This window comes from Rhodococcus sp. WMMA185, assembly GCF_001767395.1.
In the GTDB taxonomy this organism is placed as follows: domain Bacteria; phylum Actinomycetota; class Actinomycetes; order Mycobacteriales; family Mycobacteriaceae; genus Rhodococcus_F.
On the sequence record NZ_CP017014.1, the window covers coordinates 1,406,702 to 1,418,766 of the forward strand.

The 12,065-nt window shown below is 64.8% G+C and carries 11 protein-coding genes; 3 read left to right on the forward strand and 8 right to left on the reverse strand.

Going from position 1 to position 12,065, the window contains the following annotated elements; all coding sequences use genetic code 11:
• Window positions 1-45 precede the first annotated feature (45 nt).
• Both BFN03_RS06355 and BFN03_RS06360 read right to left on the reverse strand, forming a co-directional pair.
• Window positions 46-585, reverse strand: a complete 540-nt coding sequence (locus tag BFN03_RS06355; protein ID WP_070378306.1) for a carboxymuconolactone decarboxylase family protein — start codon at window positions 583-585, stop codon at window positions 46-48.
• Window positions 586-588: 3 nt separating this feature from the next.
• A complete protein-coding gene (locus BFN03_RS06360; RefSeq protein WP_070378307.1) occupies window positions 589-1,176 on the reverse strand; it encodes a peroxiredoxin in 588 nt (195 codons plus the stop codon).
• A gap of 115 nt (window positions 1,177-1,291) precedes the next feature.
• Between BFN03_RS06360 and BFN03_RS06365 the strand changes: the two genes are divergently transcribed.
• The gene (locus BFN03_RS06365) at window positions 1,292-2,224 is read left to right on the forward strand and encodes a hydrogen peroxide-inducible genes activator (protein WP_070378308.1); all 933 of its coding nucleotides are present in this window, start codon (window positions 1,292-1,294) and stop codon (window positions 2,222-2,224) included.
• Window positions 2,225-2,246: 22 nt separating this feature from the next.
• Here the strand turns inward: BFN03_RS06365 and BFN03_RS06370 are convergent, their stop codons facing one another.
• Complete coding sequence (locus tag BFN03_RS06370; RefSeq protein ID WP_070378309.1) at window positions 2,247-3,002, reverse strand: LysR substrate-binding domain-containing protein; 756 nt, start codon at window positions 3,000-3,002, stop codon at window positions 2,247-2,249.
• A 65-nt stretch (window positions 3,003-3,067) separates the two neighbouring features.
• Here BFN03_RS06370 and BFN03_RS06375 point away from each other — a divergent pair, with 65 nt between their 5' ends.
• Window positions 3,068-3,499, forward strand: coding sequence for a DUF5997 family protein (locus tag BFN03_RS06375; RefSeq protein ID WP_070378310.1), 432 nt, complete (start codon window positions 3,068-3,070; stop codon window positions 3,497-3,499).
• Between the two features lie 38 nt (window positions 3,500-3,537).
• Here the strand turns inward: BFN03_RS06375 and BFN03_RS06380 are convergent, their stop codons facing one another.
• From BFN03_RS06380 to BFN03_RS06400, 5 genes are all read right to left on the reverse strand, one after another.
• A complete protein-coding gene (locus BFN03_RS06380; protein WP_070378311.1) occupies window positions 3,538-4,452 on the reverse strand; it encodes a diacylglycerol kinase in 915 nt (304 codons plus the stop codon).
• Window positions 4,449-6,029 carry an FAD-binding oxidoreductase gene (locus tag BFN03_RS06385; RefSeq protein WP_070378312.1) on the reverse strand — a complete coding sequence of 527 codons (1,581 nt, stop codon included), beginning with the start codon at window positions 6,027-6,029 and terminating at the stop codon, window positions 4,449-4,451. The genes BFN03_RS06380 and BFN03_RS06385 overlap by 4 nt, the downstream gene beginning before the upstream one ends.
• A 129-nt stretch (window positions 6,030-6,158) precedes the next feature.
• Window positions 6,159-8,663 carry a DEAD/DEAH box helicase gene (locus BFN03_RS06390; RefSeq protein WP_070378313.1) on the reverse strand — a complete coding sequence of 835 codons (2,505 nt, stop codon included), beginning with the start codon at window positions 8,661-8,663 and terminating at the stop codon, window positions 6,159-6,161.
• 89 nt (window positions 8,664-8,752) lie between these two features.
• Window positions 8,753-9,790: an alpha/beta fold hydrolase gene (locus BFN03_RS06395; protein WP_070380674.1), complete on the reverse strand. Its 1,038-nt coding sequence runs from the start codon at window positions 9,788-9,790 to the stop codon at window positions 8,753-8,755.
• Between the two features lie 160 nt (window positions 9,791-9,950).
• Complete coding sequence (locus BFN03_RS06400; protein WP_070378314.1) at window positions 9,951-10,907, reverse strand: proteasome assembly chaperone family protein; 957 nt, start codon at window positions 10,905-10,907, stop codon at window positions 9,951-9,953.
• A gap of 290 nt (window positions 10,908-11,197) precedes the next feature.
• On the opposite strand from BFN03_RS06400, the gene BFN03_RS06405 reads away from it, so the two are divergent.
• Complete coding sequence (locus BFN03_RS06405; RefSeq protein ID WP_070378315.1) at window positions 11,198-11,923, forward strand: sensor domain-containing protein; 726 nt, start codon at window positions 11,198-11,200, stop codon at window positions 11,921-11,923.
• Window positions 11,924-12,065 lie beyond the last annotated feature (142 nt).

Sequence of the window (12,065 nt, forward strand, 5' to 3'; positions counted from 1 at the left end):
ACAATCCTGCACGCGGGGCCGTTCGGCGGTGAAGAGTACTGCCCGTCAGACTCCCGCGGTGGCGAGGGTCTCGCTCGCCTCCACAGCCTGCGCGACACCCGCGACGATGGAGCCGGCACGGATTGCTTCGAAGATCACCTCACGGTCGACCCCCTCCTGGCGGAGGGTGTTCTCGTGGGCCTCGAGGCAGTGGTTGCAACCGTTGATCGCGGACACCGCGAGCGACCACAACTCGAAGTCGGCCTTGTCTACACCCGGGTTGCCGATGATGTTCATCCGCAGGCCCGCGCGCAGGTCGTCGTACTTGCCGCCCAGGTAACCCTTGGTGCGGTAGAAGACGTTGTTCATACCCATGATGGATGCGGCACCGAGAGCGGCGTTGTAGGCCTCGGCGGACAGGATGTCCGCGGCCTCGTCGGCGATCTGCCTCAGGGTGGTCGCCGACTTGGTGGCGGCGGCCGTGGCGAGGAGGGTGCCCCACAACTGCTGCTCGTTCAGGACGGTGCTGCGAGAGAGGGAACTCAGGTTGAGCTTGAGGTCCTTGGCGTACTCGGGCAGGGAGTTCTTGAGGTTCTCTACGGTCATGACTCAGACGCTCGCCGTCAGGAGTTCGCCGGCGTCGATCGTCGGGTCGCCCTTCTTCCAGTTGCAGGCGCACAGTTCGTCGGACTGCAGGGCGTCGAGGACGCGCAGTACCTCGTCGACGTTGCGGCCCACGGAGCCGGCCGTGACCGAGACGAACTGGATCTCGTTGTTCGGGTCGACGATGAAGGTGGCACGGTCCGCGACACCGTCTGCATTGAGGACACCGGTAGCCTCGGCCAGCTCACGCCCCAGGTCGGAGAGCATCGGGAAGGGCAGGGTCTTGAGGTCCTCGTGCTGTGCGCGCCACTGGAAGTGCACGAACTCGTTGTCGACCGATGCACCGAGCACCTGGGTGTCACGGTCGGCGAACTCGTCGTTCAACTTGCCGAACGCCGCGATCTCGGTGGGGCACACGAAGGTGAAGTCCTTGGGCCAGAAGAAGACGACGCGCCACTTGCCTGCGTAGTCGTCGCTGGTGATCGTGGTGAAGTAGTCGTCGGGCTGCTGGGCGTCGACCTTGGAGAGGTCGCCACCGATGACTGCCTTCAGGTTGTACGCGGGAAACTGGTCACCGATGGTGAGCAGAGCCATATCTCGTTCTCCTACTTGACTTGTGAACATCTTGTGAACATTGCGAGCGCCGTCGAATATTCTGCACAAACATTTTCAAAAGGCAAAGCCAATTGAAACATCTATACTGATAGGCATGTCGGATCGGAGTTATCAGCCCACGCTGTCACAGCTGCGTGCGTTCGTCGCGGTGGCCGAATACCGCCATTTCGGCACGGCGGCATCGCATTTGAATGTGAGTCAACCCACACTGTCGCAGTCGCTCGCCACTTTGGAGAACGGGCTCGGCGTGCAGCTCATCGAGCGCAGCACCAGGCGCGTCCTCGTCACGCCGGCCGGGGAACGGCTACTCGGGCACGCCAAGGGGATTCTCGACGCCGCGGTCTCTTTCGTCGCAACCGCGGCGGGTGCGGGGGACCAACCGGCCGGACCACTGCGGATAGGCCTCATACCCACGGTCGCTCCATACGTCCTTCCGGCCCTGTTACCGGCGTTACGTGAGCAAATGCCCGCCGCCTCGCCTCGAATCGTCGAGGATCAGACGGCTCGCCTACTCGAGTCCTTGCGCGCCGGCGCGATCGATGTCGCAGTGCTGGCGCTGCCGTCGGAGGCACCCGGGCTCGTCGAGATCCCCTTGTACGAGGAAGATTTCGTGGTAGTTCTGCCGAAGCATCATGTGCTTGCCGACCGGAACGACCTACCTCTCGACGTGCTCGGTGAACTGCCCCTGTTGCTCCTCGACGAGGGGCACTGCCTGCGTGATCAGACGCTGGACCTGTGCCGGTCGGTCGATGCGCACCCGCTGTCCGGGGACACGCGCGCGACCTCGCTCGCGACTGTCGTGCAGTGTGTGGCCGGAGGGCTGGGCGTGACCCTGGTGCCGAATTCGGCCGTCGGAGTCGAGACCCGGCGGGCCGATCTTTCCACCGCGCGGTTCGCCGAACCCGCACCGGGGCGGACGATCGGCCTGGTCTTTCGGGCGTCGAGTGGCCGCGCCGAAGGGTATCGGCAGCTGGCCGCCTTGCTTCGGAGTGCGGCGCCGGCGGGTGTCGTGGCTGTCGAGGGCTGATCGTCCGGGCACGGCGTAGTGGTCACCGACGCCTTCGTCGGACTGATTTGGTCCTGGCACCCGATTTTCCCCCGCTGCGTCGAGAGTCTTGTGTTCGCGACTTGGCAGACGCGTCCTCGGTCTGCTTGCGAGGCTTCGGGTTTTTGGTTTTCGGGGTCTCGTGAGGGTTTCGGCCGCGGGAGCTGTTCACAGTTCGCCCGCGCACGATTCCGATGAACTCCTCGACGAGATCGGTAGTTGCATCCTCCGGCCACGACAAAGCGATCCGGGACTCGGGTCCGCCGTCGACGGGGAGATGGGTGAGGTCCTTGCGGTGATGCAGGCGCGCTAGCGACATCGGTACCACCACCACGCCGACGCCGGCGGCGACCAGTTCGATCGCGTCCCCGGTCGACGCGGGACGATCCAGCGCGGACCTTCCCGGGAGTTCGTCCCACACCAGCGGGGTATCGAGCGGGTCGAGGACGAGTTCATCGGCGAGATCGGCGAGCGCGATCTCCTCGGCCGCAGTGAACACGTGGTCTTTCGGTACCACGACGACCGGAACTTCCCCGTAGAGCGGAATGACGCTGAGGCCGTCGCGGTCGACGGGCAGGCGCAGGAGCGCGACGTCGGCGCGGCGCTCGCGCAGTGCCACGGCAGCGTCTGCGGCGTCGACCGGTACCAGTTCGAGAGGGGTATCGGTGATTCGCTCGCCCCAGATGCGGACCCACTTCGCCGGGGTGACACCGGGGACGTACGCGAGCCGGAACGGTCGGGATTCGGTCGCCTCGGTCACCCGGTCAGGCTACCCGCCGGTTCCCGGGAGTCACCGGTGCGAGTGCTGCTCGTTACCCTTGACGCATGACGTCGCAGAAGACCCCCCAGACGATGAAGCCGGCCACCGCCGCGAAGAAGCTGGGCGTATATCTCCAGGCCACCCCCACCGAGTTTCAGGCCGGTGTGGTCTCGCGCGACGACCTGAACGAATGGCAGGCCAACCCGCCGGAGTGGCTCACCACGCTGCGGCGGGAAGGTCCGCACCCGAAGAACGTCGTCGCCGCCAAGCTCGGCGTGTCCATCTCCGGTCTCGCCCGCGGCGGCGTCACCGAGGCGCTCACCACCGCACAGATCGACGCGCTCCTGGCCGACCAGCCCGACTGGCTCGTCGCCGAGCGCGCCGGCCTGGTCGAGGTTCGCAAGGAGGAGAAGAGGATTCGCGAGCAGCAGGCCACCAAGCGCGAACAGTCCAACCGCACGCAGCGCAACGCGGGGCCGTTCAAGCCGTCGACCTAGCGTGCCCTCATCGAAGCCGGCCGAGAATCCTCGGTGGCTCAGGCCGCTGGTCGACTGAGGATGTGCAGCGCAGACGGTACCGCCTCGATCGTCACCGGAAGCGGCCCGACGCGGTCGCCGTCCGCGTAGGCGGTGATGCCCTCGCACTGCATACGCACCTTGCACGAACGGTAAGTCTGCACATCGGGTAGGTCCACGTGGGTGCCCTTGTACACCCTCGGGAACAGCCGGACGAACCTCGATCGGCGACCGTGCTCGACGACCGTCACGTCGAGCAGACCATCGGTCGTGTCGGCCTTCGGGCAGATCTGCATCCCACCGCCATACCAACGGCTGTTGGCAACCGCGACGAGTGTGGCGTCGACCTGGACCGTCTCCTCGTCCAACTCGATCTCGTAGCGCAGGGGCTCGAGCCGGGTGAGTTCGATGAGCATCGCCAGGTTGTACCGCATGGGCCCCTTGGGCCACGACAGGCGGTTGGCCCGATCCGCGACAAGAGAATCGAACCCGCTGGCAATGATGGTGCCCACCCACACGATCGAACCGTCGTCGAGCGTGATCCGAGCGAGGTCGGATTCCTGCACCTCGCCGTCGACGATCACGTCCGCCGCAGCAACCGGATCGTCTACGGGGATGCCGAACTCACGTGCGAGATCGTTGCCGGTCCCCGCCGGGATCAGCCCGATCGGCGTCCCGGATTGGGCGGCCGCCTGCAACCCGATGCTGATCGCACCGTCACCGCCGACCACGACGAGCGCGTCGGCGCCGCCGTCCACAGCCCGCTGGGCCAGCTCGCGGGCATGATCGGCGTCCGTCCCGATGATCTCGGTGACGGACACTCCCCGCTCACGCAGGCGTGCGACAGCCTTGCGGCCGACGCTCGGGCCGTTGCCGTGCCCGGAAAGCGGGTTGATCAGGACGGTGACCTTCTCGATCGACCTCTGGGTGCTCACGGAATCAACTTGCCCGGGTTGAGGATTCCCGCCGGATCAACGGCGTTCTTGACCGCACGCAGCACCGTGACACCGAGATCGCCGATCTCGTCCCGCAACCACGGGCGGTGGTCGACCCCGACAGCGTGGTGGTGCGTGATCGTTCCGCCGGCGGCGATGATCGCATCACCCGCGGCGGCCTTGGCCTTGCCCCACTGATCGATTGGGTCGTCGTTCTGCGCGCACACGATGGTGAAGTACAGCGACGCACCCGTCCCATAGGTGTGCGAGATGTGGCACAGCACCAACGGCGGCGTTCCCTGCGCGGACAACGACTCGGTCAACGCAGCGGTGACCGAGGCACGCAGATTCGCGAGGTTGCCCCAGGTGGTGGCCGTCTCGAGGGTCTCGCACAGTACGCCCGCATCGAGTAGCGCGTCCCGCAGGTAGGGGGCGTCGAAGCGGCCGTGCTCCCAATTACTTCCGGGTTCGTCGCCCAGCGAGGTTGCGCCGTGAGCCTGCAGGACCGCGCGGGCCTCGGCAACCCGCTTCGTGGTGTGCTCTTTGGTGCCCTCGAACGTGGTGATCACCAGGCAGCCGCCGGTGACGGCCTCTTCGCCGATCTTGTCGTGGGTTGCGAGGTTGACGGCGGTCTCGGCCTCGTCGGACAGGCGCAGCACGGTCGGGACCGCGCCTGCCTGCCGGAGTGCACGCAGTGCTGCCGCGCCGGTCTCGAAATCGGGGAAGCTCCAGCCCTCACGGACTGTGGTCTCCGGAACCGGATGTACCTGCACACGGACCTGGGTGATGACGCCGAGCGTTCCCTCCGAGCCGACGAACAATTCGCCGAGATCCGGACCCGCGGCGGACGCCGGCGCACGCCCGGTGTCGAGGGTGCCGGCGGGGGTCACCACCCGCAGACCCTGCACCATGTCTTCAAACCGGCCGTAGCCTGCGGAGGCCTGCCCCGAGGAGCGGGTCGCGGCGAATCCGCCGATGGTCGCGAACATGAAGCTCTGCGGGAAGTGCCCGAGCGAGAAACCGTGTGCACCAAGCAGTTCCTCGACTCTGGGACCGGGCAGCCCGACTCCCAGCGTTGCGGTGCCGGAATCGGTGTCGAGGTCGATCAACGAGTCGAACCGTCGCAGGTCCAGGGAGAGGACCGCGTCGAACTTGTCACGCACCGGGTCCAGTCCGCCCACGGCGCTGCTGCCACCGCTGAAGGGCACGACGGCGATGGAATTGTCGGCGCAGTATCGGAGGATCTCGGCGACCTCGGCCTCGGTGCCCGGGGTAACGATGACGTCGGGGGCGTTCTGCGGTTCCGTGCTGCGACGGCGCAGCAAGTCGAATATGCTCTTGCCGCCCGCCCTCAGCAGTCGATCGTCGTGTTCGGTGCTGCAGAATTTCTCTCCGACAATCCCGGCCAGCGCCGCGAGTTGCCCTTCGGACACCGCGCTCGGAGTCAGGATCACATCTGCGGCCACACGGTCCGGTGCCTGACGAATCGTGACCCCGAGGGCCTGCCCCAGCACTGCCTTCATTCCGTCCGAGAGATCCTTGCGCTTTTCCGGTGCGCCCCAGCCATCCCACTGCATCGGGGGTGTGGTCGGGAAGGTGGTCAGGCCTGCTCGATCTTCCAGTTGCTCATTGCTCATGCGGTGCAGTGTTACATATGGCGCTTGAATGTAACGCAGTTTCGAGGAATGAGTTCCGAGGTGCGGGACTCAGCCCTCGGCCACCTCGAACTCGTCGAAGACCACCTCACCGGCTGCGTCAGACTCGGCGAGGTTGACCTCACCGAGCAGGGCCCAGCCGTGGTCGCCCTCGGGGTCGTCGAGGACCTGTCGCACGCGCCACAGCTTCGGCTCGACGGTTACCTGGAAGAGCAGGGGTCCTCGGGCCGACGGGCCGGTGCCGATCTCGTCGTATTCGTCGAAGTACAGCTCCATGAGGTCGGCCCAGTCATCGGAATCGAGGCCGTCCCCGAGTTCGGCGAGCGCATCCCACCGTTTGCGGGCAGCGAGTTCGATGCGGCGGAACATCGCATTGCGCACCATCACCTTGAACGCGCGCGTGTTGGACGAGATCGGTCGGGGTTCGTCGGCACCGAAGGCGACCTGCTGGTCATCGGATTCAATGCCTGGATCGGTCAACTGCTCCCACTCGTCGAGGAGGCTCGAGTCGACTTGCCGGATCAGCTCACCGAGCCATTCGATGAGGTCGTCGAGTTCCTCAGTGCGGAACTCGGTGGGAACCGTCTGCCGCAGAGCGCGGTATGCGTCGGCGAGGTAACGCAGTACCAGACCCTCGGAGCGTGCCAGCCCGTAGTGACTGACGAGTTCGGCGAACGTCATCGCCCGCTCGACCATGTCGCGCACCACCGATTTGGGCGACAACGCGAACTCTGAGATCCAAGGATGTCCTCCGCGGTACATTTCGAATGCGGGAAACAGCAGGTCGGCCAGAGGCTGGGGCCATGTGACTTCCTCGAGCAGCTCCATCCGCTCCTCGTATTCGATCCCGTCGGCCTTCATCTGCGCGACCGCTTCGCCTCGGGCGAGATGCTGCTGCGCCATGAGGACCTGGCGTGGGTCGTCGAGTGTCGATTCGATCACCGACACCACATCGAGAACATACGAGTCCGATCCGGAGTCGAGGAGCTCGAGTGCGGCTAGGGCGAAGGGTGACAATGGCTGGTTCAGCGCGAAATCCCGCTGGAGTTCCATGGTGAGCCTGGCAATGCGACCGTCAGCGTCGGGTTCGTCGAGGCGTTGGACAACCCCGGCGTCGATCAACCCGCGGTACAGCGAGATTGCCTTGAGAATGTGCTTGCGCTGGGCGGGCCGCGATTCATGGTTGTCTTCGAGGAGGTGGCGCATGGACTCGAAGGCACTGCCCGGGCGTGCGATCACGTTGAGCAACATGGAATTCGACACGGAGAATCGTGAGACGAGTGGCTCCGGCGACGCGGCCACGAGTCGGTCGAACGTGGCCTGGCCCCAGGACACGAATCCCTCCGGAGCCTTCTTGCGCTGTACCTTGCGGCGCTTCTTGGGATCGTCTCCGGCCTTGGCGAGCGCGCGGAGATTCTCGACCTCGTGCTCGGGGGCCTGGACGACAACCGTACCGAGAGTGTCGTAGCCCGCGCGGCCGGCGCGTCCGGCGATCTGGTGGAACTCCCGGGCACGTAGGTGCCGAGTCCGGGTGCCGTCGAACTTCGTCAGGCCTGTCAGCAGGACCGTGCGGATCGGCACGTTGATCCCCACGCCGAGGGTGTCGGTGCCGCAGATGACCTTGAGGAGTCCGTCCTGAGCGAGCTTCTCGATGAGGCGCCGGTATTTCGGCAACATTCCCGCGTGGTGGACGCCGATGCCGTGGCGCACCAGCCGGGATAGCGTCTTGCCGAAGCCGGTGGTGAAGCGGAAGCCCCCTATCGCCTTTGCGATCGCTTCCTTCTCGTCGCGGGAGGAGAAGTTGACGCTGGTGAGCGCCTGCGCTCGTTCGAGGGCGGCGGCCTGCGTGAAGTGCACGACATAGACGGGAGCCTGGTTGGTTGTCACCAGTTCCTCGATCGTCTCGCTCACGGGAGTCGTCGCGTAGGAGAACATCAGCGGCACGGGGCGTTCGGTGCCGGCTACCACGATCGTCGACCGACCTGTGCGCCGTGTGAGGTCCTTCGAGAAGAAGTCGACGTTGCCGAGCGTTGCTGACATGAGAAGGAACTGCGCGCGGGGGAGTTCGATGAGGGGAACTTGCCAGGCCCACCCGCGGTCGGGCTCGGAGTAGAAGTGGAACTCATCCATCACGACCTGGCCGATGTCGGAATCGGCACCCTCACGCAGTGCCAGGTTCGCGACGATCTCGGCTGTTGCACAGATGATGGGTGCTTGTGAGTTGACCGCAGCGTCACCGGTCATCATGCCGACGTTCTCCGCCCCGAAAACCTCGCACAGCGCAAAGAACTTCTCGCTGACCAGGGCTTTTATTGGGGCAGTGTAGAACGTGCGCTTACCGGCGGCCATCGCGTAGAAGTGCGCGCCGATCGCCACCATCGACTTGCCTGAGCCGGTGGGGGTGGCCAGGATCACGTTGGCACCCGACACGAGTTCCATGACGGACTCTTCCTGCGCCGGATACAGCGTCAGGCCGCGGTCTTCCGTCCACGAACTGAAGGCGTCGAAAACGGAATCGGGGTCCGCGGTATCGGGGACGAGGTCGGAGAGAAGCACCGCTACAGGCTAGCGGCAGATCTCACGCCGGTGACAATGCCGCGTTGTCGCCTCCGCCGTTCGGCCACGGCGACTTCCCAGGCCAGTCTTCAGGTGGCGCTTCGTTCGTCGCACGCCATGGCGTCGAGAACGGCCATCCTGGTGGACTCGCTGCCGCTGATGGCGTCCTCGACGACTCCGTCTACGAGCAGTTGACGCCGCCGGTTCTCGTCGGACACGTGTGGTCGTGTGGTCGCGAGGAAGTTCTCGACGGTACGCAGGAACCGGATCGGATCGTCTCGGAAGGGAAAGTGCCCGGCGCCCTGGAAGACGTCGAGATGTGACCCGGACATCGCCGCGTGCGCGAGATGTGCGTGATCGACTGGAATGACCGTGTCCTGATCGCCCCAGATGAGCTGAACAGGCACGTCCGCGGTCAGATAACTCCGGTCGAGCATGGTCACCACCTGACCGCGCCAGTCGACCACTGCGCGCAACGTGCGCAGGAATGCAGCAGAGGCGTCCGGGTCGGGGAGCCCGGACAGGACCCGAAGGAGATCAGGGGTGTCGTGCAGGAGCGCACCCGGGCGGAGACGGGTGTGGTGCAGTTCACTCAGAGCGTTGCCGATCAGTCGGACCGTTGGCATAGCGCCCGGAATGCGCAGCAACTTCAAGGCTTCGTTGACGACAGGGACTGCCGAGAGGCGAAGCAGGGGGTGGACGTCCTTCGTGACCCCACCCGCCGACACCAGTACTAGCCGGTCCACCATTTGCGGGAATTGGTACGCGAACTGCATCGCGACCCCACCGCCGAGCGAGTGGCCGATTACGGTGGCGTGATCGATTCCGAGCGCGGACAGCAGATCGCGCATGCCGTTCGCATATGCCGCCACCGAATAGTCGGCGCGCGGTTTGTCGGACCGACCGTGACCGAGCAAGTCGGGCGCAATGACCGTGTAATTCTTCGCGAGGTGGGGGATGATTTCCGCCCACGTCGACGAGTTGTCACCGATTCCGTGCAGCAGCAGGATCACCGGACCTTGCCCGGCAACGCGGAAAGCGCGCCGATAGCCATGGATGGTGCGGAACACCATCCGTGTCTCGGTATCGGGGACAGGCCTGAGCTTCCGACTGTGAGTCCCGCTCATGTCGCCTCCTACGGTCGTGCACTTCGTGAGAGTTGACACCTTCGTCAACTTCGGAGGGCCTTGAAGCTAGTGCACGAGCGTTAACTTAACAAGTGACCGCCGCCACCGCGTCGTCCTGATGTGGCAGCGGCACTCCGCGGAGCCGGAATCGAGATTGCGCTCAGGAGCCGAGACCGCGACCGGCGCCGGAATCGTCTCCTTCCCCACGGGACTGCTCGGCCAGGAACCGTTCGAATTCTGCGCCGATTTCGTCGCCACTCGGCAGGTCCGCGTCGCTGGCCAGAAGCGTGGACTGCTGCTCCTGGGCCGTTACGTAGGCGTCGTATTGCCGTTCGAGCGCCTGGACGACGGTTTGCACCTCATCGTTGCCGGCAATGTGTTCGTCGACTTGCTCCCGGGTCCGCGCTGCGGCCTCGCCGAGAGCCGTCAAGGGAAGATCCAGTTGAGTGACCTCACTCACATTCTCGAGGAGGGTCTCGGCTGCTCCGGGATAGTCCGTTTGGGCTAGGTAGTGGGGAACATGCACCGAGAATCCGATCGATTCGTGCCCGTGCTGGGCCATCCGCAACTCGATCAGTGAGGAGGCGCTTCCTGGCACCTGCAACTCACCCGACCAGCGCTGGTGGTCCTTGATCAATTCCTTCTCGGTTGAATGCGCGGTCACACCGAGTGGGCGGGTATGGGGAATGGCCATGGGAATGGCGCTGATCCCGACGGTCCGGCGTACACCGAGTTGTTCCGCCAGCAAGCGCACCGCGGTGGTGAACCGCTCCCACCGGAAGTCGGGTTCCATGCCGGCGAGGAGCAGGAACGGGGTGCCGGCAACATCCTTGAGCGCGTACAGATTCAATTGGGGCTGGTCGTAATCCGAGAAGTGATCGGTCTTGAACGTCATGGTGGGCCGCCGGGAGCGGTAGTCGACGAGCTCGTCCACCGCGAACGAGGCGACCAGCTCGCTTTCGAGGCTCTCCATGAGGTGCTTGGTTGCGATCTTCACTGCGTGGCCTGCGTCGGAGAAGCCCTCGAGTCCGTGGATCAATACGGGTCCCTGCCCGTCCGCGGAAGACAACTGCGGTGACGGGAATTCCAGCTCGTACATCTTCGACTGTTCGTCCATTACAGACCTCTTCTCCTTCGTGCCTACCTCCAGTGTCCCTCATCGTCTTCGGCACCGGTACGTCGGACGTTGTTCCAGGAGGTTCTGCCCCCTCAGACAACATGCTGCGGTGACCGATAATTCCCGCGGAAGAGTGTTGTCGCGCGGGCGGTCGGTGACGACGCTGCGCACTTGCCGAAAGCGGATTACCGATAACTCGAACCGCAACCTGCCCGCTAACGGTGTCCCGGCGTGGCAGAGTTGCCGACAGGCTCCCGGCGGAGCATCGCATGTACGACAGGGGGTGTGCAGTGAGTACTCGGCGAAGATCGGCACGGACTGCGGTTGGCATTTCGGTGGCCTCGGTTGCCGCGACGTCGTCGCTCCTCGCCGGATGCACCTCGGTCATATCGGGTACCGCGAAGCCGAGTGCGATGTCGGCGGCCGACCCCATGGACGGCCCGCCATCCGGTAAGGCTCTATCGGCACTCCTGCTCGACCCGGCCGACTTCCCGAACCGCTACGACGCGATCGTGTTACCCGCGCAGGCCGTAGCGATGGCGGCACCCGACCTGACGGGTGTGCCGCTGACGGCGGTGGTAGATCCATCCGATTGTGAACCGCCGGAACAAGATTACGGGCCCGATGGAACCGTCATGGCAGTGGGCACGGACAACGAGAGCCGGTCGACGATCTCGGTCGAACTGGCCAGGACCGATTCACCTCTGGATGAACTTGCCCGGCAAACGGAGAGGTGCGGTGGGGTCACCGTGACCGACAGCGGAGTCGAGTCGGTTGTCGTCACCGAGATAACGCCCCCGCCTCCGATCCGAGCGGATGACACTCTGGCTCTTCGTCGAACCGTCAAGTCCGGCAATGAAAGAGCCACGATCACTCAGTCGATGGTTACGCTGATTGCCCAGGTCGGCGATGTGCGTGTCTCGGCTACCTTCATGTCTTTCGGCGATACGAAGGCCGATACTGCGGCGCTCGATCAGGTGTTTACTGCGGCGGTTCAGAAGGTGCACAACGGTTGAAATAGCGCGCTAACACAGAGCCCCGACTGATCGGGGATCGGTTTTCGAATCCTCGAGTACGTGGTGAGATGTTGTGCACAACGGATCGATCATCCACAGCCCGACACGTCGTCCCTGGTGGTACATCCGTGCCCGATAGCGA